We start from the raw sequence: 23,428 nt of genomic DNA on the forward strand, positions 1-23,428 counted from the left end.
AAAATCCATTTTGACGTAGATACGTCATTGCGTGAAAGAGGTGGATTCTCTTTTCCATCCCAAAGTGCGCTGGGGAGAGGATAGCAAATGAGCTGCGGATGCATTTTCGCAGGGAGCGCAGAAATGGTGTGGTCGTTTCCCTGCAGGAAACACTGGAAGCGGGAAAGGAGGACAGCGCACTGACCCTTTCCGATGTACTGCAGGACGGTTTCTGCATGGAGGATGCCTGTGAGCGGCAGGACGAGGCCCGGCGGCTGCGCAGGCTGATCGAGGGCCTGCCCGCCCGGGAGCGCAAGCTGATTCTGCTGCGGTACGGGCTGGCGGGTCAGCCGCCCCTGACCCAACTGGAAACGGCACAGCTGCTCCAGATCAGCAGAAGTTATGTCTCAAGGCTCGAGACCCACGCACTGAATCAGCTGCGCAAAGGTTGGCTTCAAGAATCACCGGGAGAATAAAGGGTGCCGCCTGCGGGCGGCGTACATATCCTCTTTTAGCAGCTTTGCGGAGCAATGTGCCTGTTACCCGTATATTTTCCCCACGATCTTTCCGCGTGCTGCGGCGGGCAGGAGCTTGCACAAAAGGCTCAGGAATTTATACTGTGCGCCGGCAACATAAACGACTGCCGGATTCTTTTTCTCCACAATACCGGCGATGTACCGTCCAATGCGTGCCGGGTCCATGCCGTTTTGCTCGTCATGCTCCATCTGACTGACGCTCCGGGAGATGCGCCCACCGTATTCATCATCGCCGAGAATACTTTTCTGACGTGCTTTTGTAAATCCGGTGCAGATGTCACCCAATTCTACGACGGTAACATGGATGCCGTAGGGCTTGACTTCGTTTGCCAGAGCGTAAGAGTAAGAAGAAACGGCGGCTTTGCTTGCAGAGTAGAAGGTCTGGAACGGAATGTGTGCTACGGCGGCAACGGAGCTGATGTTCACAATATGCCCCTTCCCTTGATGGCGCATGAAGGGGAGAACTGCTTTATTTACATTGACCGTTCCGAAGAAATTTACGTCAAACTGTGCTTTGGCTTGCTCCATGGACGTAAACTCCACCGCACCGGAAATGCCAAAACCTGCACAGTTGATCACTGCATCGATTTTGGCCTCCTTTTGGATGACCTGCTGCACAGCGGCGTTGACCGCATCTTCATCGGTCACATCGACGGATAGATGGGTGACGCCCTCCATAGGGATATTTCTGCGGCTGAACTCATAGACGATGCAGCCATTCTCTTTCAGAGCGGATGCCGTGCACCGTCCGATGCCGGAGCTTCCTCCGGTAACAATGACGACCTTGTTGGTTTCTCCTGCCATGACTTTCCTCCTGAAAATGTTGATCTGATTCGAGTATACCGCATCGCAAGACGACTGTCTATACTGATAGCCGGATTGTGGAAAAGTACAGGAATCAACTTGCGTAAATTTTTACGCAGATTGGCCTCTCTTTTTTCACAGCCAATGCCAATTAGCGCTTGAAATCGAAACGCTGCGCAAGTATACTATACTATATTAGTTATATTGTAAGCTAAATCTGCGGATCCGGGTGGAGGGTGCGCTTTCTACGAAAGAACGCAGCTTTGAGGTGGTGCGCACCGGCGGCAGGAGAAAAAAGACGACCTGCGTTGGATCGATCGGTTGGAAGAAATGGATGCGGCGCTGTAAGCGGACGAGGTGCAAGAAATGAACTTCTGGAAAAAGCTGTTTGCCGGCATGGGCTTTGTGTGCGGATTTCTCGTCTTTGAAGCCATGTCGCTGGCGTATCACAACTCCAGCCGCCGCCTCCGTCTGCGCTGAAAACGACAGCAAAGACCGCATCGGCATCCACGGCAGATAGGCTGAAGCCCCAATTGCTCCAGCCAATGTCAGAGTTTCTTAATTGTCCATCAGAAATACGTTGGTACGTTTTACACTGTGACGATTCAAAAAACAGAGGAGAGATATTTTACTATGATCTACAAAAAGCAATACGGTCAACCGTTTGATACCGAAAGTGTAGTGGGTCCTTTTTTGCCCATGATGGAAACGATACCCTATCTGACCAAGGAGCCGGATGGTTTCTCCTATGCCATGGAACCGCAGGATATTCTGTATGGTCTCGGCGAAAACGTCCGTGGTATCAACAAGCGCGGGTGGGTGTACGAAAGCAAATGCTCCGATGACGGCAACCATACCGAGGGCAAATCCTCGCTGTACGGTGCTTATAATTTTATGATCGTGTCCGGCAAGGATACATTTGGCTTTTTTATCGACTACCCGGGCAAGGTCACCTTTGACTGCGGCTACACTGACCTGGATACCTTACGCATCACGGTGGCCGAGGAAAATTACGATCTCTACATCATTGAGGGCGAGAGCCTGACCGATATTGTGCACCAGTTCCGCCAGTTGGTGGGGCGCAGTTATATTCCGCCCAAATGGGCTTTTGGCAACGCCCAGAGCCGCTGGAGCTACATGAACGAGGACGAGGTCCGCGAGGTGGTGGCAAATTACCGTGCCAATCATATGCCGCTGGACGCTGTGGTTTTGGATATCGATTACATGGAGCGTTACAAGGACTTTACGGTGGATGCGCAGCGCTTCCCGCGTTTTGCAGACTTTGCCGCCGAGATGAAAGCGCAGGGCATCCATCTTGTCCCCATCATCGATGCAGCAGTCAAGGTCGAAGATGGATATGATGTGTACGAGGAAGGCGTGAAAAACGGCTACTTCTGCACGAATCAGGATGGCACCCCCTTTGTAGCCGGTGTGTGGCCGGGACGGGTACACTTCCCCGATATGCTCAACCCGGAAGCCCGTGCTTGGTTTGGCAGTCAATATAAAGTTCTGCTGGATCAGGGGATCGAGGGCTTCTGGAATGATATGAACGAGCCTGCTATCTTCTACGCAGAGGAAAGACTGAAAAAGACCTTTGCTCAAATTGAGAAATACAGCAAGCAAAACCTGGATATTTCCAGCTTTGGTGCTTTTACCGGCATGGTGGCAGAGCTTTCCAACAACGAAAACGATTATAAGCTGTTCTACCACAACACCAAACAGGGGCGTATGCGGCACGACAAGGTACATAATCTTTTTGGTTATAACATGACCCGTGCGGCAGGCGAGGCTTTCGAGCGGCTGGAGCCGGACAAGCGCATTTTGATATACTCCCGTTCTGCCTGCATCGGGATGCACCGGTATGGCGGCATCTGGACTGGCGACAACCATTCTTGGTGGAGCCACATTCTGCTTGCGCTGCACATGATGCCCTCCTTGAATATGTGCGGCTTCCTGTACGAAGGCCCCGACATTGGCGGCTTTGGCAGCAATACCACGGAGGATCTGGTGCTGCGCTGGTATGGCTTGGGCATCTTCTCCCCGCTGCTGCGGAACCACTCTGCCAACGGCACCCGTCGGCAGGAACCCTACCGCTTTAAGAACAAGGCCGCCTTTGCCGGGATTTTACAGCTGCGCTACCTGCTGCTGCCCTACATTTACAGCGAGTACATGAAGGCTGCTCTGCACGACGGCATGTACTGTATGCCGTTGGCGTTCGCCTTCCCGGAGGACGACTTTGCCCGCCGGGTGGAGGATGAGGTGATGATCGGTGAAAGCCTGTTGATCGCCCCGGTATATGAGCAAAATGCCCGAGGTCGGTATGTTTATCTGCCGGAGGAGATGCTGCAGGTGCGGGTAAAGTGCAGCGAAAGCAACCGCATCGAAACCAGCGTGCTGCCAGCAGGCCATCATTACATTCCGGTGGAGCTGGATGAAGTGGTGTTCTTTATGCGCAAGGGACACCTTCTGCCCCTTGCCAAGGACGGCAAAAAGATCCAGAGCGTTGCCGATGTGGATTTTGCAGACTTGCGCCTGCTTGCCTATGCTCCCGATGGTGCATCCTATGAATACTATACCGATGACGGCGAGACAAAGGATTATGATAAGCCGGAACATTTTGTGCATATCACGCTGGATGCGGATGGAAACGCAAAGAGCGATCGCGCTACGGTCAAAGTAGAAGGATAATCGTCAGTCATTACGCAGTTCCTACAGAGTGACAGCGTTTCAGCTTGAAATGCTGCCACTCTTTTTTGTTGTCTATATCACAGATAAAATAGCCGTTCTATCTTGAAAACAGCGTAAAGATTTATTATAATAAGATAAATAGTTGTGACTTTTGCAAAGGAGGGCTGAAGTATGGCAGCGCAGCGCACCTATCTGGCAATCGACCTGAAAAGCTTCTATGCCTCGGTGGAGTGCGTAGACCGTCATCTGGACCCCCTGACCACCAATCTGGTGGTGGCGGACGCCTCCCGCACCGAAAAGACCATCTGCCTTGCGGTGTCGCCCTCCCTGAAAGCCTACAGGATACCCGGCAGAGCACGGCTGTTTGAAGCCGTTCAGCGGGTGAAAGAGGTCAACGCTCAGCGGCTGCAAACTGCCATCCGGCAGAAAAAAGCAGTCCGGGGAGAGGACGGCAAGTACCACTTTGCCAGAACCTCTTTTGATGCCAACGCCCTGAACGCAGACCCTGCGCTGGGCTTGAGCTACATTGTTGCGCCGCCCCGGATGCAACGGTATCTGGACGTTTCCACCCAGATCTACAAGACCTACCTCAAATATGTGTCCCCGGCAGACATTTACCCCTACTCCATCGACGAGGTTTTCATTGATGTGACGGGCTATCTGCCCTATTACCAGATGAGCGCCCATGAGCTTGCCATGACCATGGTGCGGGAAGTGCTGTACAACACTGGAATCACCGCAACGGCAGGCATCGGCACCAACCTCTACCTTGCAAAGCTGGCCATGGACATTGTGGCAAAGCACATTCCGGCAGACAAAGATGGCGTCCGCATTGCAGAGCTGGACGAGCAGTCCTATCGGTATCTGCTGTGGAACCACAGACCGCTGACGGATTTTTGGATGACCGGTCCCGGCACGGTCAAGCGGCTGGAAGCTCACGGTATCTACACCATGGGGGACCTGGCACGGTTTTCTATCCACGGGGATGATCGTCTGTATGAGATTTTCGGCGTGGACGCGGAAATTCTCATCGACCACGCATGGGGTTATGAGCCCTGCGGCATGGCCGAGATCAAAAGCTACAAGCCCAGCACCAACAGCATCAGCGAGGGGCAGGTGCTGACCTGTCCCTACCCCAACGACAAGGCGAAGCTCATTGTCCGGGAGATGGCGGAGATGCTGATGTTCCGGCTCACCGAAAAGAAGCTGGTGACCGAATCCATCACCTTGGAGATAGGCTACGACCGGGAGAACGTGGACAAGGGCGGCTACCGTGGTCTGACCCAGACCGACCGCTACGGCAGAATCATCCCCAAAGCGGCCCACGGAACTGTCCGGTTCGATGCTCCCACCAATCTGGGCAGTACTCTCATCAACGAGAGCGCAAAGCTGTTTGAGCGCATCACTAACCCAGCGCTGACGGTGCGGCGCATTACCATCAACGCCAACAAGGTCACGCCGGACGAGGGCTTCTATCAGGTGGACTTTTTCACCGACACCAGGAAGCTGGAAAAGGAGAAAAAACTCCAGCAAGCCATGCTGGGCATCAAGAACAAGTACGGCAAAAACGCCGTGCTGAAGGCCAGCAGCTATGAGGAAGGTGCCACCATGCGACAGCGCAACGCGCAGATCGGCGGGCACAGCGCGGGAGGTTCGGCAGGAGGTTCGGATGGAAAACTACAAAAATAGCAAGATCGGACGGGAAACCGCCCAAAAGTACGGGGATATTCTGGAGATGGAACGCCCTCAGACCGAAGAATCTCTCCGCAAGCACCCCCGCATGACCTTGCAGAACCGTGCCAAGATATTCTCGCCCTTCTCTCCGCTACGAGGCTACGACGAGCAGCTTGCCGCAGAAAAACAGCGCACTGAGCGTGTGCCCAAGCGCATTCTGACCGAAGAAGAAATGTCGGCTCTGTCCGATCGGCTGATGCAGGTCACCAAGGGCATGACCATCACGGTGCGGTACTTCAAGGAGGATACCGCCCACCCGGAGGTTCCGGCGGTGGGCAACTACATCACGCTGACCGGAAAAGCAGACCGCATCGACCCGGTGTTCCGCACCCTTCAGGTGGGCGACACCGTAGTGCCCTTTGAGGATCTGGTGGAGGTCAGCGGGGAGGGCATCACAGACATCGATGCGTATCTGGGAATCGGAGAAGAATGACATTGCAAAGAAATTCTGAAAGAGAGCTTTATGGGATATCATCTTTGGTAAAATGACCTCAGAAGAAGCAAAACACACTTCAGACGGAGGAAAATACAATGGCAAACGGTGATTACGGCTATTTCGGCAAAGGCGACACGGGCTATGCCCAGTACATGACGGCCTTCAACCGCAACTTTGGTGGCTCGTCCGGCGGTGGCGGCGGAAATCACAACAATGGCGGCGGTGGTGGTGGAGACGGCAGCGGCTGCGGCTGCCTCATCGCCATTGCGGTGGTGGTCGTGCTGGTGCTTATTGCCATGGGAAGCTGAGGGCATCCCCACGGTGCAGAGCTGCTTGTGGTAAACGGCGGAAAAAACTAAAAAAGCACTTGACCCTGACGTTACGTCATAGCGTATACTGAGCTTGTCGCAAGGGAGGAAAACGAAATGATGACTGTCAAGGAAGTGAGCAATCTGACCGAGGTGAGCATTCGGACGCTGCAATATTACGATAAAATCGGTCTGCTGCATCCGGCGCATCGAACGCAGGCGGGATATCGCCTGTATGATGATGCTGCACTGGAACGATTGCAACAGATCTTGCTGTTCCGAGAACTGGAATTTTCACTGGAGGATATCCGAAAAATTCTGAAAAACCCGGAGTTTGACCGGGAAAAGGCGCTGGAACAGCAGATCACATTGCTGAACCTGAAAAAACAGCATCTGGAAAAGTTGATCGCTCTTGCGGAGAAGATTCGGACGACAGGAGGAAACGTTATGGACTTCAACGCATTTGACACACAGAAGATCAAGGAATACGCAGAACGTGCAAAGAAAGAGTGGGGCAAAACCACAGAGTATCAGGAATTTGAGGCAAAAAATGCCCGGCGGACGCAGAAGGAATCTGACAACATCAACGAGCAGTTGATGGGGCTCGTAGCGGCATTCGGAACGCTGCAAACCAGAGAACCGGCAGACCCCGCAGTACAGGCACAGGTGAAAAAGCTGCAGGACTTTATCACCGAGAATTACTATACCTGCACGAAGCCCATTTTGTATCAACTTGGACAGATGTACGGTGCTGGCGGCGAGTTTACAGAGAATATCAACGCTGTCGGGGGAGAGGGCGCGGCAGAATTTGCTCAGAAAGCCATTGAAATTTATTGCCGATAAGCCCAAAGTCGGTGGTAATATACGCCTACTGCAACCTGCATGGTCTGTGGATGACGAAGCTGTAAGAAATAAACGGGCTCCTGCCAGTGGTTAAACGCTTGCAGGAGCCTGTTTTGGCGTGTAGCCAGAGGATTGATGCAGCGTTGAAAATGTTCTGCTTGACCTTGTGCAGAGGATGAAGTATTATACTCGCAAGAAACCAACGTACGAGGATATTGTACCGTGGTGGATTGGCTGCAAAACCACGCCGACTACGATATGAGGGTCATCTTCTGCTGCTTTGATGCCCGGACGGCGCAGGCGTATCAGACAAAAATGAAAATGGAGTAAACATTGAAATACAGAGAGATCGCGGACGGCATTTTTCTTGACCGCCCCAACCGTTTTATTGCCCATGTGGACGTGAACGGTGCGGTGGAAACCGTCCATGTCAAAAACACCGGACGGTGAAAGGAACTGCTGCTGCCCGGTGCGGCGGTGCGTCTGGAAGTATCGGACAACCCGAAGCGCAAGACAAAATACGACCTTGTGGCGGTACACAAGCAGGAACTTGGTTGGGTCAATATAGACAGTCAGGCACCCAACAAGGTGGTAGGAGAATGGCTCTCAAAGCAGGAATTTGACCTTGTCAGGCCGGAATTTGCTTATGGCAGATCCCGCATTGATTTTTACATGGAAAAGGGCGAACAGAAATACCTGCTGGAGGTCAAAGGCTGCACATTGGAAGTGGGCGGCATCGGTTATTTCCCGGATGCGCCCACCGAACGGGGCGTGAAGCACTTGCACGAGCTAGCCCAGGCGCAGCGGGCAGGGTATCGGTGCATAGTGGCCTTTGTAATTCAGATGGAAGGCATCACCGAGGTGAGGCCGAATGTTGATACGCAGCCGGAGTTTGGCACAGCGCTGGCCGAAGCGAAAGCCGCAGGTGTGAGGGTGCTGTTCCTGCTCTGCCATGTCGGGCGGGACAGTCTGGAAATCGTGGAGCAGCGGGAAATGTGAAAAACCACATGAGGGAGGAACCACCATGCCTTTTTTGATGATCCGCAACGACACCACCAAGGTAACAGCGGATGCCATCGTCAATCCGGCGAACCGGAACCTTTTGCAGGGCGGCGGCACCAGCCGTGCTATCTATCAGGCAGCAGGGGAGCAGGAGCTGACCGCCGCCTGTGAAGCCATCGGGCACTGCGAGCCGGGCAGGGCAGTGTGTACCCCGGCATTCGGGCAGCCCGCAGTCTGGAACACCTGATGGACAACCTGGGCGAGAGCTTCACCACCCGGCTGCTGCGGCTCATTGATGAGCGGGGGCTGAAGGATTCCACCGTGTACAAGCAGTCCAACATCTCCCGGCAGCACTTCTCCAAAATTCAGTGCAACCGGGACTACAACCCCAAAAAGAAGACCGTGCTTGCCTTTGCCGTGGGGCTGCATCTGTCGGAGGATGAGACCATCGACCTGCTTAAAAGCGCAGGCTATGCCTTCTCCGATGGCTCCAAGCGGGATTGGATCGTGCGGTACTGTCTGGAACAAAAAATTTATAACATCAATCAGGTCAACACCCTTTTGTTCCAATGGAATCAGGAACAGCTGGGTGCGTGATTTGTCGCCTGCCCGTTGACCTTTTGCCTTTCGGTTTGTGGTATCCTCTTGTCAGAAAGACGAAACACCACAGATACGGAGGGTATTTTATGTTAGGAGCAATTTTGGGCGATATGGTCGGCAGTCCGTTTGAATTCGACCACAACAATTACAAGCACAAGGACTTTCCCCTGCTGAGCGAAAGATCGCACTTCACGGATGATACCGTTATGACCCTTGCAGTGGCACGGGGCTTGATGGCGGGGCAGGGAGATGCACAGAAAACCTTTGACGAAGTGCGGTACGAAATGCGGCGTTTGGGCAATGTGTATCCAGATGCCGGTTACGGCGGGATGTTCCGTCGGTGGCTGTGTGCGGAGCATCCGCAGCCCTACGGCAGCTTTGGCAATGGCTCTGCCATGCGGGTGGCTGCGGCAGGCTGGCTGTTTGACACGCTGAACAAAACGCTGGAGATGGCCAAGGCGACCGCCGAGGTTACCCACAACCACCCGGAGGGCATCAAGGGCGCACAGGCCACGGCTGCGGCCATTTTTCTGGCACGCACCGGCCGCAGCAAGCCGGAAATCAAACAATATGTGGAGCAGACCTTCGGCTATGACCTGAGCCGCACCTGCGATGAAATTCGCCCGTACTATTGCCATGTGGAGACCTGTCAACAGACCGTGCCGGAGGCCATCATTGCCTTTCTGGAAAGCAATAGCTTTGAAGATGCGCTCCGCAATGCAGTCTCTCTGGGCGGCGACAGCGACACCCTTGCCTGCATCACCGGCGGCATTGCCGAAGCCTTTTACGGGATGCCACAGGAACTGCGGGCAGGGACCTTGAAGCGTCTGCCGGAGGAGATGCGGGCAGCGTATGAGCTGTTCCGGCAGAACCTTGAGCGCAGGATGTGACACCGTCGGTGCTGCACAAACCCAAGCTGTATTTAAAAAACTGAAGATCGTACCGGAAGAACAGCAAAACACCCGCCTGCGTATTGTGTGCAAAGCACAGTACATGGGCGGGTGTGGTTTTGTTGTGGTTCGTTCGCACTGTCAGAACAGGTCGAAACATAATTTTTGTGGAGTTCCGTCCAGCAGATACCGGATATAGAGACGGTCGTTTTCCGCTTCTGCCTGCACCTGCGTGGCGTGCTCAAAGAGGGTGCGCAGACGGCGGTATTCTGCCCGCTGCGCTTCTGTATAGCGGGACGGCATATCCGAGGTAAGGAACACATTGCCAAGCAGGGCATTGACCGTGGCAAGGGTGCGTTTTTGCTCTGCCGTCAACTTGCAGTTTTCCTCCCGGAGGAAGAACACATCCGGGTCGCTGCCATAGGCACGGCCATTGAGCTGCCGCCGGAATAGCGTGTTGTTGATGGCCTGCTTTGTGGACACCCGCTCCCGGTGGAACAGGCGCATATACCACACATCGTCCCAGTCCAGCCCTACGTCACAGCTGACACGGCAGTAATCCACCAGCCCGAAAGCCGGCATCACCGGTACGCCGCAGCCGAGAATCTGCTTTTGCCCGCACCATGTGCGCAGCAGCTCCATAGCACGGTACATCCGGGCTGCCCGGCTCTCGCGGGCGTTGCCAAAGGGGGCAGCGCCGTACAGAAAATCCAGCTTGACAAGGTCGAAGCCCCAGTCGTTCAGCACCAGGTCAAACACCCGGCGCAGATAGTCCAGCACGGCCGGGTTGTCGAGATTCAGCGCATAAAAGCTGCTCCAGTTGCAGCCGCAGCACCACGGTTTGCCGTCCACTTTCAGCAGCCAGTCCGGGTGCTGCCGGAAAAGGGCAGAGTTCTTTTCGCACACAAAGGGTGCAAGCCATAGCCCGGCCTGAAAGCCAGTGGCATGAATTTCCTCCACCATGCCTTTCAGCCCGTGGGGGAATTTCTGTGCATCTGTTTCCAGCCAGTCGCCCACCTTCGGCTCCCAGCCATCATCGATCTGGAACAGGTCTCCCGGGCAAAGCAGGCTGCGACATCCGGTCAGATCCTCCCGAATGGTATCCTCGGTGATGTCCTGATAGCGGTTGTACCAACTGGAATAGCCTGCCAGCTTCTTTTCAGTCCGGGGCTTGACGCCCATAGCCTGAAACCAGCCGTCGAACACCTCGGTCTCGCAGCCCTCGGCAAAAAACAGGTCAAGGAGTGGGAAACTGCCACCGGGATGCTCCACCCCGGCGCAGTCACGCTCCAGCGTCAGCAGGGCTCTGCCGCTGTCGTAGCGGAGGATGGTGTAGCCCGGCTTCTCGTCCAGCGATGCCACCAGCCGGAACTGTGTGCCCTTGCGGAAATAGCAGTAGGAAAAGCCGTGGCTCTGCCCCTTTTGATGCCCGTAAGGTACAAAGTGATAATCGCCGTAGCGGTCAAAGGCGTATTTTTTGCGCAGAAAGCCGGGGATGTGGTCGGTGCCACGCAACTTGCCGTTCCGGTCAAGCTCCGGGCTGTAGGTCCATGTCTGGTAGCCGTTCATGAACAGACGCTCGTCTGCTTCCATCGTCCACGGCATCTCGGCACGCACCGCCTTCAGCGTCCCGGCGGGCAGGTCTGCCGTCAGATGCAGCGCACCGCCATTCTCCGTGACCGTGCAGTTGCCTGTCTGTACGCCGCCGGAAGTTTCTGCGTACCAGTGCAGCATTTCAGTCATGGTGCGTTTCCTCCCCGTGGAGCTGTGCGCTGATCTCGGCAGCGCGGGCATCGGTCAGAACAAACTTGCGGCGGAACAGCACCAGCGCACCAGCCAGCACCAGCATGGGCAGAACGGTCATCATCAGGCGCAGACCCAGCAGGGTTCCGGCACTTTGTACTGCCACCGGGCCAGTCTCCTCCGTGTTGCCCACAAGACCGATGAGGTCCAGCCCGATGCCGGTCAGGAATACCGCCACACCGGAGGCAGCCTTGACCACAAAGGTCTGCATGGAAAAGATAACGCTCTCCTCCCGGCGTCCGGTCTTGAGCTGACCGTAATCCACGCTGTTGGAAAGGAACAGGGTGGTCAGCACGGTCAGCATTCCGTTGCAGGCAAACACCACCACGCCCGGAATGCACAGCAGGGCAAGGCTATGGGAAAGGCCGGTCAGGCAGAACACCAGCAGCGTGCCGTAGCCGCACAGTGCCAGCACAAGGCTGAGCTGGAACACCTGCGTGCTGCTGAGTTTTTTGCGCAGTAAGGGGTAAAGCACCATCATGCCAAGGATCTGTGCCGCACCGCCCACGGTGGAAAACAGGGTGTAGGTGGCTTTCCAGCCTGCACCGCCAAGGTCGTATTTGAAGAAATAGATGATGAAGTTGGAGGTAAGGTACAGCGCTGAGTTGATCAGCACGATGCTGCCTACCACTACCATAGCCTGATCGTTGCGGAACAGGGCGGAGAACATCTCCTTTACGGTGGCGGTCTTCATCTCACTGGGGGTGGTTTCTTTCATGGAAATGCAGCACACCAGCTCTGTCACTGCAAAAATTGCCGCTACGATCAATGCCACCCAGCGGAAGCCAGCGCGCTCGCTGTCGCCGCCAAGGGCTCCCACCAGCAGCATGGTGAACATAGCGATGAGGGCAGAGCCAACGCCTGCACAGGTGCGCCCCACCATGGAAAGGTTCTCCCGGTCTTTTGGGGTGCGGGTCACGGCCGGGATCATGGACCAGTAGGGGATATCCATCATGGTATAGGTGATGCCCCACAGGATGTACACCACGCTGAAATAGATCATCAACGCCGCTTCGTCCAGCACCGGGGCGGCAAACAGAGCGTAGAGCACCAGCGCATTGAGCAGCGTGCCAGAAAAGATCCACGGACGGAAACGTCCCCAGCGGGTGCGGGTCTTTGCCACCAGAACCCCCATAAAGGGGTCGTTGAAGGCATCAAAGAACCGGGCAGCCATGAGCACGACGCCCACAAAGCTGGCCGAAAGCCCCAGCACATCCTGATAATAATACATGACGTAAGAAGCCGACAGAGCATATACCATATCCTTGCCCACGGCACCAATACCAAATGCGGTTTTCTGTTTCAGGGTCAGTTCCATACAGCGTCCTCCTTTTCAATGGTAAACCGCAGCACAACGGGCTGGGTCTGCGGTGCAGAAACGGTCAGCAGGGCTTCTCCGGCAGTGCCCACGGTGCGCAGATAGGTTCCGGTCATGCCGCCCTCGGCCACCGCCGTCTGCGGGCCCACAAGGGCGGCGCTGCCCTCCACCGCAAACTGCACCGGGAACTGTGCGTAGGGGGCTGGGGTGCCATTCTCGTCCAGAATGCGTACCCGGACAGCCGCCATATCGTAAGTGTCTTTTTCCCGAAGAGCCGTCCGGCTGACCTTGACTTCCAAGTGCAGCTTTGCGCTGGGGCAAAGGGTCACGCTGCGCACCACGTTGCCGTTCTGCACGGCATCGAACCGCCAGCGGGTGGCTTCGCCGCCCCAGTTGCTCACATATTTGCCGTAGAGCGCCACGCCATCTTCAAAGCTCATTTTGTAGTGCAGCATACACCAGCCGAATTTGACCTTGTAGGCCAGCGGCAGTCCCGGCAGCCCATATTTCCCGGCAGCCAGCAGGCAGTCCCGCACAGCAGCTGCCTTGGCGGGGGAAAAGTGCTCCTGCGTTTCCAGCAGCTCGCCAATGGGATCGTCCATCACAAAGGGAGGGTGGGGCAGCGCCGTCCACTCGCTTTGGCGCAGGGCGGTGACGAACACATCGTTTTTGTAGAGCTTGACCTGCTGGGCATTGCTGAAAACGTAGGCCGTGCCCAGTTGCCCGGCAGGGTTATCGCCGATGTCCATGGAAGAGCTGACCGCCAGCACCGGGTCAGTATCACCCTGACTGGCATAGACCGCTGCCGCCAATTTGGGGTTGCGGAAGCTGTCCAGCACCCCGTGGTAGCAGATGCGATCCCCGGAGCCAAAGTCCTTGTGGGTCTGGTAGTCGAACATACACCAGCCAAAGCACCCGGCGTGCTCTCCGCTGGCATAGGCGGAGTTCTGCACCCGGACGTGCCGCAAGGCGTGCTCCTGTCGATGAGGGCCATCGTCAAAGGGCTTGGTGGGGTACATGTGACCGTTGCACTCCGAGATGAGCAGCGCCTTGCCCATATCCGGGGTCACGTCCTTTTTGGGCTTTGCGCCGGGCGTTACGCCGTTGTGGGAAAAATCGTTGTAGGCGTAGACATCCTCCAGCAGATGGCTCTTTTCCAGATATCGCACACCGGAGGTGGCGCGGCTGGGGTCCAGCTGATGGGCAATTTGATTGGTGCGGGTGTAGAAGGCATCGTCGTCCACGCTCTCGTTGATGCGCACGCCCCACAGGATGATGCTGGGATGATTGCGGTTCTGCAAGATCATCTCTTGTAACATTGCACAGGCAGCGTCTTTCCATGCAGCATCTCCGATGTGCTGCCAGCCCGGCAGCTCGGTGAACACCAACAGACCCCGCCGGTCGCACTCGTCCAGAAAATATGGGCTTTGGGGGTAGTGGCTGGTGCGCACGGCGGTGCAGTGCAGTTCCTCCTGCAAAATGCGGGCATCCTCCCGCTGCAGGCTTTCCGGTGCGGCGTAGCCGATGTAAGGGTAGCTCTGGTGTCGGTTCAGACCCCGCAGGAAGGTCTTTTTTCCGTTGAGGTAAAAGCCATCCGCCCGGAACTCTGCGGTGCGGAAGCCAAAGACCACCTGTTTGCGATCGATGGGTTGTCCGGCTGCGTTCAAAAGCTCTGCCACGGCATGATGCAAAACCGGGTGCTCGGTATCCCACGGCTGTGCGTCCGGGACGGAAAACTGCATCTTCCCGGTTTCTGCCGCCTGTGCGGTCTGCTCTGCCAGCAGAGTGCCGTCTGCGGTCTCCAGTCGGATGCGGACCGCCACGGTTGCGGGTGTGAGCTCTGCCGTCCACTGCACCACGGCATCATGTAGGGTGGGCGTGTAGACGAACAAATCGGTCAGGCGGCTCTCTGCCGTAGCTTCCAGCCAGACCTCCCGGTACAGCCCGCCGTAGGTCAGGTAGTCGATGACAAAGCCAAAGGGTGGAATGGCCGGGTCTTCACGGGTATCCAATTGCACGGTCAGCAGGTTTTCACCCTCCCGGTCCACAAGGTCTGTGATCTCCACCGCAAAGCCGGTATAGCCGCCCCGGTGCTGCCCGGCAACCCTGCCGTTGACCCGCACCACCGCCTGATGGGCAGCTCCGTCAAAGCGGAGGAACAGCCGGGGCGCAGCCTGCACCGGCGGCACCCGGAACCGTTTGCGGTAGCCGCAGACCATCTCGTAATCGGCGGGGGTGGCATAGTGCAGCGGCACCTCCCGGCAGGTATGGGGCAAGCGGACGGTTTGTTGTTTTGGCACCGGCAGCCCCTTGCCAAAGGCTTCGGTCCAGTGGTGGGTAAACTCCCAATCATCGCAAAAGCTGTGTTTCATCGCGGCAGCACTCCTTCCAGTAGAATCGAGATCATTTCCTCCAGTACGGCCACATAATGCACCCCGCTTTCTGCCAGACTGCGGTCTGCCAGAAAGCTCTCGATGGATGCGGTGATCATCTGCCGCAGCACCGGCAGGGACACCGGACGCATAACCCCCTCTGCCACAGCCTGTTCCAGCAGCGCCATGGTGGGTTCCCACCCGTTTTCCAATTGACTGCGCACCCGCGCCGCCACCACCGGGTATTTCTCGTCCAGCTCCTTCATCTGCCGCAGGTCCAGCGCGGCGTATTCTGTCGGCATGGCAATGATGACCGCCTGCAGCTTCTCCTGCAAAGTACCGCTGCCCGCCAGAATTTTCTGCTTGCAGTGGTGGATCTCCGCAAAGGCGTGGTCTACCATGTCCAGCAGAAGCGCCTCCTTGGAGGGGTAAACGGTGTAGATGGTCTTTTTGCTGATGTGTAGCGGCTCTGCCACCTGCTGCATGGTGAAATGCAGCCCCTGTTGACGGAATAACTGCATCGCCTGTGTGCGCACCAGCGCATCGAGCTTTTCCTGCATGAGCGTCCTCCTTGTGGAAACTGTGTTTGCTTTTCTGGTTTCCATTCTAGTGCGGAAACCGAGCTAAATCAAGCGGTTTCCGCATTTTCTGCGTTCTGCCAAGAAAGTGCAGACATTTTGCAGCAGAATGACAAAAAGAACCCCGGCGTGCCTTGAAAGCTGCCGGGGTCTTTTGCGTGCAGGTGCTTTTCCGCAGCGGTAAGCCTCGTCAAAACTCCGGGTGCCATTCGTCCCGGATGCCAATGTCGGCACAGACGATTTTTCCGCACAGCGGCGCAGAAGATTCTGCGATATGCAAAGGCTTATAGCTGTCGAAGGTTACGGTCAAATCTGCATGGGCAGCACCCTCGGCAACCTCCCCGGTATCCGTGTTGATGCCGCTGGGCAGGTCTACGGCAAGCACAAAGGCACCGCTCTTGTGCAGACGGCGTATCAGCCCGCAGGCAGCAAGACCGGAAGGCCGAAGTGCACCATGGAACCCGGTGCCATAGAGAGCATCCACAGCAGCATCAAAGTGCTGGGTTTCCAGTACAGAGCAGTCAGTGCAGATGTGCACCGGCAGGGAGTGCAGACGCTCAAAATTGAGGATGGCATCCGCAGTTTTCGGCTCGCCCTCGGCCAGAAGAACGGTCACATTCCAACCGTCTTTTGCGGCGGTGCGGGCAATCACGAACCCATCGCCGCCGTTGTTGCCCTTTCCGCAGACCACCAGCAGCCTGCCGGAATGTGGGAACTGCTTTTGCAGTTCAGCGTAAGCCGCCAGTCCGGCATTTTCCATCATTTGCAGGTAGGGCAGACCGTGGGCATCCCCGGCACGTTCAATTTCCTTCATCTGCGCAGCCGTCACAATGCGATGTTGCATGTTGGCACCTTCTTTCTATCTCTATTATAATGGATGAGAATGTTTGGAACAAGATGAAAGATACCGGTGCATAGAATCGGTCCCCGGAGAGTTGGAACAAGCCCTCCGGGGGCATTTTTGCTTTTCACTATCTTTTCCGCAGGGGAAAACCATGGTATACTGGATGCAACGAATCCAAAGTAATAAACCGGGAGGTACCGTTATGAAGTGGGGAATCTTAGCCACCGGCACCATTGCCAAAAAGTTTGCGTCTACGGTGGAACAGATGGGCGCAGAGGGGGAGCAGCTTGTTGCCGTGGGCTCACGGCATCTGGAAAGCGCACAGGCGTTTGCACAGCAGTACGGCATCCCCCGCTGCTATGACTCCTACGAAGGCCTTGCCGCGGATCCGGAGGTGGAGGCCATCTATATCGCCCCCCCCAACACCCTGCACTACGAAAACTGCAAGCTCTGCTTGGAGCAGGGCAAGCACGTTTTGTGCGAAAAACCCTTTACCATCACCCCGGAACAGGCGCAGGAGCTGTACCGTCTGGCGGAGGAAAAGCACCTCTTTCTCATGGAGGCATTCTGGATCTGGCTGCTGCCGCTGTATGACCGCCTGCGCGAGATCCTTGCGGCGGGCACCATCGGGGAACTGAAGCAGATCACCTGTCAGTACGGCTTTGTTGCCTCCGGTGCCCGGAAGGACCGCAAGTTTGATTCCGGTCTGGGCGGCGGTGCGCTGCTGGATATCGGCATCTACAATCTGGGCTTTCTGCGCATCCTTACCGGACAGGACCCGGAGAAGGTGGAAACCAAAGAGGTGCACATCAACGAGTACGGCACCGACGATTACAGCCGCCTTGTGCTGACCTACCCCGGCGGCTGCATGGCAGAGTCTGTCCAGACCATCGGGCAGGAACTGGAGCGCAACGCCCGCATCGTTGGCACAAAGGGCAGCATCTTTCTGCCGGATTTCCAGCACGCCGAGACCATGACGCTGGAAGTGGAGGGCAAAGAGCCGGAGGTCATCCGCTGCCCAGTGGACATCAACGGCTTTGAGTACGAGATCCGGGAAGCAAGCCGCTGCGTCAAGCTGGGGCGTACCGACAGCGACCGCTACACCCCGCAGGACAGCCTTGCCCTGACCCGCCTGATGTACGACACCCGCATGAGCTGGGGCATGAAGTTTGCGGGGGAGGCGTAAGCGCACACCTTGCCGCAAAGGGCTTTTTTGGCGTGCGGAGACTATGGCATACGGAGAGCGACAACTCGGAATTTATAAGGAACTGATAATATGAAAGGATTTGAGCGAAAAAATCAATTATTTTCCCTTTGCGGATTGAATTGTGGGTTATGCCCTATGTTTTTAGGAAAGCACTGTGGCGGTTGCGGGAATGGTAATCAATCGTGCGGAATTGCTAAGTGTAGCCTTGAACATGGTAAAATTGAATATTGTTATGAATGTGAAAGTTATCCATGTGAAAAATATCGGTATATTGATAAATATGATTCTTTTATAACTCATAAACGCCAAAAAGCAGACTTGAAAATGATACAGGACATTGGTGTTGAACAGTATAATCTTCAACAACGGGAAAAAATGCAAATTCTTTCTCATTTACTTGCTAACTATAATGACGGTCGCAGAAAAAATTTCTTCTGTGTAGCAGTCAATTTATTAGAGCTTTCAGAATTACAAGAAGCTATGAAACAAATACAACAAAATGATGAATTGTCTGTCTTGTCCGTCAAAGAACAATGTTCATATATAGTTGATATACTTCAAAAAATTGCTGATAGAAGAAATATAGAGCTAAAACTTGTTAAAAAGTAGTTTGTAAATTTCAGTTTGCCGGGCAGACAGGCATCTGAATAACACAAAACGAAGGAGCAGCCATGGTACTTTATTTTACGGGAACCGGCAACAGCCGGTATCTGGCGCGGCGCATTGCCGAAGGGTTGGAGATGCCGCTTTACGACCTGAACGCCTGCATCAAGGCAGGGAATGCTGCCCCGGTGCAGACTGGCCGAGATGTGGTGCTGGTCACGCCTACCTACGCATGGCGTATCCCCCGGGTGGTGTCGGAGTGGCTGGACAAGACCGCGCTGACCGGGGCAGAGCGCATCTGGTTTGTGATGGACTGCGGCAGCGAGATCGGCAATGCAGCAGGCTATAACCGGCAGCTTGCGGTGCAAAAGCAGCTGCAGTACATGGGTACAGCTCAGATCATCATGCCGGAAAACTACATTGCCATGTTCAATGCGCCCCAAAAAGAGCAGGCAAAGAGCATCGTGGAGCAGGCAAAGCCTGAACTTCAGAAGGTGCTGACCCAGCTCAAAGCCGGGCAGGAATTTCCCCCGCCGAGAGACAACCTCTACGACCGCCTTATGAGCGGCCCGGTGAACCCGGTGTTCTATCGGTTTTTTGTAAAAGCAGAGGCCTTCCGGGCAACGGATGCCTGCATCGGCTGCGGTAAGTGCGTGGAGCTGTGCCCCCTGAACAACATCCATCTGGAAAACGGCAAACCGGTCTGGGGCAAAAACTGCACCCACTGCATGGCGTGCATCTGCTATTGCCCCAAAGAGGCCATCGAGTACGGCAAAAAGAGCAGGGGAAAGCCACGGTATCACTTTGAAGCGCTGGAAAGGAAGCAGCAGGACGTGTGAAGGAGAGCGGAAATTAGATGAAGTTTTTATACTTGCATGGGTTGGGACAAAAACCAGACAGTTGGGGCAGAGTAATAAAAGAAACGAAGGTCTCGGACAGCAGCGTCTGCTTGAGTTTGGCAGAGATGCTGGAGGACAAAGCGGCCACTTATGGGGAACTGTATGCTGCATTTTCAGGAGAGTGTGATAAGGAACATGATGAAATCGTCTTGTGCGGGCTTTCCTTGGGTGCTGTTCTGGCACTTAATTATGCGATAGACCATCCGAATAAAGTAAAGGCACTGGTGCTAATTGCAGCACAATATAAAATGCCTGAAAAGCTATTGAAGTTCCAGAATATGTTGTTTCGCTTTATGCCGAATACAATGTTCAAGCAATTTGGCCTCAAAAAAGCTGATGTGATCAGTTTGTGCGGTACGATGACGGAATTGGATTTCAGGGATTCATTATGTAAGGTGTCCTGTCCGGCATTGATCGTTTGTGGGGAAAAGGACAACGCAAACAAAAAAGCCTCAAAGGAACTTGCCAGTTATTTGAGCGATTCCCACTTCCATGAACTTCTGAAAGCAGGTCATGAAGCAAACATAGAATCTCCGGAGGAATTGGCAACAGTGTTACAGGAATTTTATGATAATGTTGAATAAACTACGATTCATCAAAGAAAGAGGACTGTAAAATGAACATCGAAGAACGGGCGGCACAGGCTGCCGCATGGAAAGCTACTGGACAGTGCAACTGTGCACAGGCGGTGCTGAAGGCATTTGAGGACAAGCTGCCGGTGGATGCCGACACCCTGATGAAGCTGGGCGCAGGCTATGCCGCCGGCATGGGCTGCATGGAGAGCACCTGCGGCGCACTGATCGGCGCTGTGATGGTGGCGGGCATCGTCACCGACGGCAAGGGCACACCCCGCATTTCCAAGGAGCTGCTGCAAAACTTTCAGGAAAAGTGCGGTGCTACCATCTGCAAGGATCTGAAGGGGATAGAGAACGGCGCACCGCTGTGCCCGTGCCCGGAGTGCGTCCGCAACGCTGTTCTGGCACTGGGCGAGGTGCTGGGAGAGTAAGATGAAGAAGATCCTGTTTGTTTGCCACGGCAGGATTTACCGGGCATGATGAAAAGTCTCATATCGTCTCATAAGCCCCGTTTTTAAGCGTTTTTTGTGCTTCAGTCTCAAATTTACCAAAGATTTACCAATATTTCTGGAGAGCCAGACTTGCAAAAAAATGAGCCAGAATGAGGAGATTAAAACATGAGCGAATTGAAACCAAGCATAACGGAAAATGGAATTGATTATATCCTTGTTGGAGATTACTACATCCTAGACCTGAAACTGCCGGAAGAACACCGCCCCATTGGAAAGTATGGACGGCTGCACCGGGAATATTTAAGGAAAATCCATCCAGCCCGATTGAACACATTGACCTTGACTGGGGAGTTATGGACATATCTTTCAGACCTGAACGAACAGGCACAGGAACGGTTAGATACCATCATGGAGCAGATGAAAATTGCCGAGGGCGTAACCGAGGAATTAAAGTGTACCCGTCAAATGGAATGGGTGCGGCGGTGCAATAATATCCACAATCGGGCAGAAGAAATTGTTTTACATGAGATAATTTATTCATAATAGTATGGTGTCAGGATTATGACAAATCAGAGGTTAAAAGGTGCGTTATGTTAAAAAGCATAGGGTTATATTTTAGAAAAATAGATTTTCTGAATTTTGCAGTTGGAGCTATAATGCCAATCATTGTATTGTTTATAGTTTATTCATCAGTCAAATCAAATATAATTCTTCAAGACACTGATTTTTTATCACTGTTGATGAATCATAAAGGGAAATTCATATTTTACTTTTTCGTGTCCTTTATTGAAGAAGTTATTTTTAGAGGAATTATTTTTGGGCTGTTGCTGCAAAAATGTAAAAATAAGTATTTGAGTTGCGTAATAGCTGCACTTATTTTTACACTACCACATATTTTTAATACCGATAATATTTCTGTTCTGGTAATGTTTATTTTTCCTTTTCTATATGGAATATTTGCCAATGAAATGTTTTACACTACAAAGAGTATTTGGATGCCCACAGGATTTCATTGGTTATGGAATTATACAATAACAAGTTTGTTTCTTGTTACAGGAACACAAAGTTTCATATATGTACATATCATAGTAGCAATGATTATAATGATACCGTTGTTTTACATTGTTATTGGGAAAACACGCCTAAGTGGCGATTGATAGCTTACAGTTTATCGCTTTATACAATATCAACTGAATAACCACAGCACGAACCGCTGCTACATGGAAGCCAACAAACCATGCAACAGCGGTCTGGGGTGTACTCTCACTGTCCTTTTTATGGGCTTCTCGAATATCCCGGATAATGAGGCTGAGGTCATCCAGAACCATGTGGCTGAAATATTCATCATCACTGATATGGGCGGCTTGCAACACTTTCAAATGGGGGTCGTCTTCGCCGGGGCGATACCGTTCAATGATTTCATGCCTGCCAGCATCGCCAAAACGCTGTCGGTTCTGCAGGGCGAAAAGCCGGTGCTCATCGTCACCGAGGGCACGGCAAAGCTGGACAACCACAAGTACAAGAGCCTGTTCCACATCAAGGCCAAAATGATCCCCTACGATGAGGTGGAGGCCTATGTGGGTCATGCACCCGACGGTGTGTGCCCCTTTGGAGTGAACGAGGGCGTGGCGGTCTATCTGGATGAGAGCCTGCGCAAGTTTGATACCGTCTACCCGGCAGCGGGCAATGGTCACACCGCCGTCAAGTTGACCTTGCAGGAGCTGGAAGCAGCCGCCGGAGCCGAGGGCTGGGTGGATGTCTGCAAAGAACCGGAAGGCGAATAAAAAGGGTCCATCCCGCAGTTGGATGGACCCTTTTGTGTTATATTTTACAATAAATCAGGCAGTTTTCCGTGTATTCACAGCGCCACATTGACCGGCAGGACATACACGCCGTCGGCGGCGTAGAAGGTGATCTGAGTAATCGTCTTGCCGATGATGGATGCAAAGTAAGGATCATCGGCATTGAAGCCCAGCTTGGTACCATGCCAGATGTTGGTCACATGATGCAGGCCGTACTCACTGCCATCGGCGGTGGTCAGAACTACGCCGTAGACCTTGTTGGCCTTGTAGTCCAGATCAAAACCGGAGATCTTCATTTCGTAGGTGGTGTGGTGACCGTTGGTATTCAGCTCCACAGTGGCGCCCTCTACGGTGGTCTCGGTGGCGTTGACCTTGCCAAACTCCCACTTGCCGCTCAGCAGGTTATACCATGCGGTGATGTAGTAGGCAGGGGTCTCACTGAGCTTGTAGTAAGCGTAGCTCTCGTTCTCAAACAGGGCATCTGCGCCGGTGTAGGTGGTGGTGGATTCCTTGCCCTTCAGGGTAACGGTAATGTCGTAGCTGTCGGCATCGGTGACCTGCTTTGCGTTCTCCAGCGCCCACGGGGTCAGTACCTTGACCGGGAAGGAAACACCGGTGATGTCGGTGCCGTCGGCGTTGACATGGTAGGAACCGGCGGCAAGCTTGCCTGAACGGGTCTTGTTCTTGGTGGCGCTGGTCACAGCGTCGATCTCAGATGCGTTGTCCACACCGGCAGCCTTGTAGAAGTCGGCGTAGGGGATGTTCATCTGGACATAGCTGGAGGTCAGGCAGTTTTCCTGTTCCACCTCTTCCGCAGCGAAGGCCGGGACTGCCACAGCGCATACCAGCATAGCGGCCGCAAGTGCACCTGCAAATACTTTTTTCAATCTCATGGTAACACACCTCTATCTCAGTTTTGAAAAAACAGTTAGCTTTACCTAACAATTGATGCAAAAAATGCAGAGGCAAAGCGCCTCAGATGGTTAGGCAAAACAAATTCATGAAGTAAAAATAGCACTCCCACCGGGCGTTGTCAAGTAGAAACCGGCAAGTTTGCAGAGGTGAATTTTTCGATGCAGGAAACGATCTGCATCCTCTATACCGCAAAGCCCTTGACCTTTTTGCCGGAGCGCAGTATACTGCTTGTGCAGTTAG

Annotated in this window: 25 protein-coding genes and 2 pseudogenes; 18 read left to right on the forward strand and 9 right to left on the reverse strand. The window is 54.1% G+C overall.

From position 1 onward, the window contains the following. Positions 1-98: 98 nt before the first annotated feature. On the forward strand, positions 99-455 hold the full coding sequence (locus MTP40_RS05585; RefSeq protein ID WP_005934110.1) for a sigma-70 family RNA polymerase sigma factor: 357 nt from the start codon (positions 99-101) through the stop codon (positions 453-455). A gap of 63 nt (positions 456-518) precedes the next feature. Here MTP40_RS05585 and MTP40_RS05590 read toward each other — a convergent pair whose 3' ends face one another. After that, on the reverse strand, positions 519-1,319 hold the full coding sequence (locus MTP40_RS05590) for an SDR family oxidoreductase (RefSeq protein ID WP_156061441.1): 801 nt from the start codon (positions 1,317-1,319) through the stop codon (positions 519-521). 195 nt (positions 1,320-1,514) lie between these two features. Beyond that, positions 1,515-1,865, reverse strand: a complete 351-nt coding sequence (locus tag MTP40_RS05595; protein ID WP_156070537.1) for a hypothetical protein — start codon at positions 1,863-1,865, stop codon at positions 1,515-1,517. Between the two features lie 87 nt (positions 1,866-1,952). Between MTP40_RS05595 and MTP40_RS05600 the strand changes: the two genes are divergently transcribed. The 9 genes and pseudogenes from MTP40_RS05600 (at position 1,953) to MTP40_RS05640 (ending at position 9,820) form a co-directional block, all read left to right on the forward strand. Further along, entirely contained in the window at positions 1,953-4,007 is a 2,055-nt protein-coding gene (locus tag MTP40_RS05600) for a TIM-barrel domain-containing protein (RefSeq protein WP_207697426.1), read from the forward strand. Positions 4,008-4,178: 171 nt separating this feature from the next. Continuing rightward, positions 4,179-5,696, forward strand: a complete 1,518-nt coding sequence (locus tag MTP40_RS05605) for a Y-family DNA polymerase (RefSeq protein ID WP_249259960.1) — start codon at positions 4,179-4,181, stop codon at positions 5,694-5,696. Then, positions 5,677-6,174 (forward strand): hypothetical protein, encoded by a 498-nt coding sequence (locus MTP40_RS05610; protein WP_097770681.1) that lies wholly within the window; start codon positions 5,677-5,679, stop codon positions 6,172-6,174. Before MTP40_RS05605 ends, MTP40_RS05610 begins: the two co-directional genes overlap by 20 nt. 98 nt (positions 6,175-6,272) lie before the next feature. Next, on the forward strand, positions 6,273-6,485 hold the full coding sequence (locus MTP40_RS05615) for an HFLK protein (protein ID WP_097770682.1): 213 nt from the start codon (positions 6,273-6,275) through the stop codon (positions 6,483-6,485). A 117-nt stretch (positions 6,486-6,602) separates the two neighbouring features. Further along, positions 6,603-7,328, forward strand: a complete 726-nt coding sequence (locus tag MTP40_RS05620) for a MerR family transcriptional regulator (RefSeq protein ID WP_249259961.1) — start codon at positions 6,603-6,605, stop codon at positions 7,326-7,328. Between the two features lie 333 nt (positions 7,329-7,661). Then, positions 7,662-8,327, forward strand: a pseudogene (sfsA, locus tag MTP40_RS05625) (DNA/RNA nuclease SfsA). A gap of 25 nt (positions 8,328-8,352) precedes the next feature. After that, positions 8,353-8,577: a macro domain-containing protein gene (locus MTP40_RS05630; protein ID WP_249259962.1), complete on the forward strand. Its 225-nt coding sequence runs from the start codon at positions 8,353-8,355 to the stop codon at positions 8,575-8,577. Next, positions 8,535-8,927, forward strand: coding sequence for a hypothetical protein (locus tag MTP40_RS05635; RefSeq protein WP_223385166.1), 393 nt, complete (start codon positions 8,535-8,537; stop codon positions 8,925-8,927). Before MTP40_RS05630 ends, MTP40_RS05635 begins: the two co-directional genes overlap by 43 nt. Before the next feature lie 89 nt (positions 8,928-9,016). Beyond that, positions 9,017-9,820, forward strand: coding sequence for an ADP-ribosylglycohydrolase family protein (locus tag MTP40_RS05640; protein WP_249259963.1), 804 nt, complete (start codon positions 9,017-9,019; stop codon positions 9,818-9,820). 141 nt (positions 9,821-9,961) lie between these two features. Here MTP40_RS05640 and MTP40_RS05645 read toward each other — a convergent pair whose 3' ends face one another. From MTP40_RS05645 to MTP40_RS05665, 5 genes are all read right to left on the reverse strand, one after another. Then, a complete protein-coding gene (locus MTP40_RS05645; protein WP_249259964.1) occupies positions 9,962-11,563 on the reverse strand; it encodes a glycoside hydrolase family 36 protein in 1,602 nt (533 codons plus the stop codon). Beyond that, entirely contained in the window at positions 11,556-12,941 is a 1,386-nt protein-coding gene (locus MTP40_RS05650; RefSeq protein ID WP_249259965.1) for a glycoside-pentoside-hexuronide (GPH):cation symporter, read from the reverse strand. The genes MTP40_RS05645 and MTP40_RS05650 overlap by 8 nt, the downstream gene beginning before the upstream one ends. Beyond that, entirely contained in the window at positions 12,932-15,313 is a 2,382-nt protein-coding gene (locus MTP40_RS05655) for a glycoside hydrolase family 2 protein (protein WP_249259966.1), read from the reverse strand. The genes MTP40_RS05650 and MTP40_RS05655 overlap by 10 nt, the downstream gene beginning before the upstream one ends. Further along, positions 15,310-15,873 (reverse strand): TetR/AcrR family transcriptional regulator, encoded by a 564-nt coding sequence (locus MTP40_RS05660; protein WP_249259967.1) that lies wholly within the window; start codon positions 15,871-15,873, stop codon positions 15,310-15,312. The genes MTP40_RS05655 and MTP40_RS05660 overlap by 4 nt, the downstream gene beginning before the upstream one ends. Positions 15,874-16,081: 208 nt before the next feature. Continuing rightward, the gene (locus MTP40_RS05665; RefSeq protein WP_207697417.1) at positions 16,082-16,735 is read right to left on the reverse strand and encodes an NAD(P)H-hydrate epimerase; all 654 of its coding nucleotides are present in this window, start codon (positions 16,733-16,735) and stop codon (positions 16,082-16,084) included. A 202-nt stretch (positions 16,736-16,937) separates the two neighbouring features. On the opposite strand from MTP40_RS05665, the gene MTP40_RS05670 reads away from it, so the two are divergent. The 7 genes from MTP40_RS05670 to MTP40_RS05700 all read left to right on the forward strand — a co-directional run bounded on the left by MTP40_RS05670 (position 16,938) and on the right by MTP40_RS05700 (position 21,628). Continuing rightward, the gene (locus MTP40_RS05670) at positions 16,938-17,921 is read left to right on the forward strand and encodes a Gfo/Idh/MocA family protein (protein WP_249259968.1); all 984 of its coding nucleotides are present in this window, start codon (positions 16,938-16,940) and stop codon (positions 17,919-17,921) included. A 90-nt stretch (positions 17,922-18,011) separates the two neighbouring features. Next, on the forward strand, positions 18,012-18,551 hold the full coding sequence (locus tag MTP40_RS05675; RefSeq protein WP_112090066.1) for a DUF3795 domain-containing protein: 540 nt from the start codon (positions 18,012-18,014) through the stop codon (positions 18,549-18,551). A gap of 62 nt (positions 18,552-18,613) precedes the next feature. Continuing rightward, entirely contained in the window at positions 18,614-19,384 is a 771-nt protein-coding gene (locus MTP40_RS05680; protein ID WP_249259969.1) for an EFR1 family ferrodoxin, read from the forward strand. Positions 19,385-19,401: 17 nt separating this feature from the next. Continuing rightward, positions 19,402-20,028 carry an alpha/beta fold hydrolase gene (locus tag MTP40_RS05685; RefSeq protein ID WP_249259970.1) on the forward strand — a complete coding sequence of 209 codons (627 nt, stop codon included), beginning with the start codon at positions 19,402-19,404 and terminating at the stop codon, positions 20,026-20,028. 32 nt (positions 20,029-20,060) lie between these two features. Continuing rightward, on the forward strand, positions 20,061-20,450 hold the full coding sequence (locus MTP40_RS05690) for a C-GCAxxG-C-C family protein (protein ID WP_005934047.1): 390 nt from the start codon (positions 20,061-20,063) through the stop codon (positions 20,448-20,450). Between the two features lie 186 nt (positions 20,451-20,636). After that, positions 20,637-21,014, forward strand: coding sequence for a TnpV protein (locus MTP40_RS05695; protein WP_249259971.1), 378 nt, complete (start codon positions 20,637-20,639; stop codon positions 21,012-21,014). Positions 21,015-21,061: 47 nt separating this feature from the next. After that, positions 21,062-21,628 (forward strand): CPBP family intramembrane glutamic endopeptidase, encoded by a 567-nt coding sequence (locus MTP40_RS05700; protein WP_118265302.1) that lies wholly within the window; start codon positions 21,062-21,064, stop codon positions 21,626-21,628. Positions 21,629-21,709: 81 nt separating this feature from the next. Here MTP40_RS05700 and MTP40_RS05705 read toward each other — a convergent pair. Next, positions 21,710-21,907 (reverse strand): annotated as a pseudogene (locus MTP40_RS05705) (helix-turn-helix domain-containing protein); the annotation flags it as partial. Here MTP40_RS05705 and MTP40_RS05710 point away from each other — a divergent pair. After that, a complete protein-coding gene (locus tag MTP40_RS05710; protein ID WP_370569210.1) occupies positions 21,893-22,255 on the forward strand; it encodes a YbaK/EbsC family protein in 363 nt (120 codons plus the stop codon). The pseudogene MTP40_RS05705 and the gene MTP40_RS05710 sit on opposite strands and share 15 nt — an antisense overlap. 74 nt (positions 22,256-22,329) lie before the next feature. Here MTP40_RS05710 and MTP40_RS05715 read toward each other — a convergent pair whose 3' ends face one another. After that, a complete protein-coding gene (locus MTP40_RS05715) occupies positions 22,330-23,166 on the reverse strand; it encodes a hypothetical protein (protein WP_207685018.1) in 837 nt (278 codons plus the stop codon). Between the last annotated feature and the right edge of the window lie 262 nt (positions 23,167-23,428).

This window comes from Faecalibacterium sp. IP-3-29, from assembly GCF_023347335.1.
GTDB lineage: Bacteria > Bacillota > Clostridia > Oscillospirales > Ruminococcaceae > Faecalibacterium > Faecalibacterium duncaniae.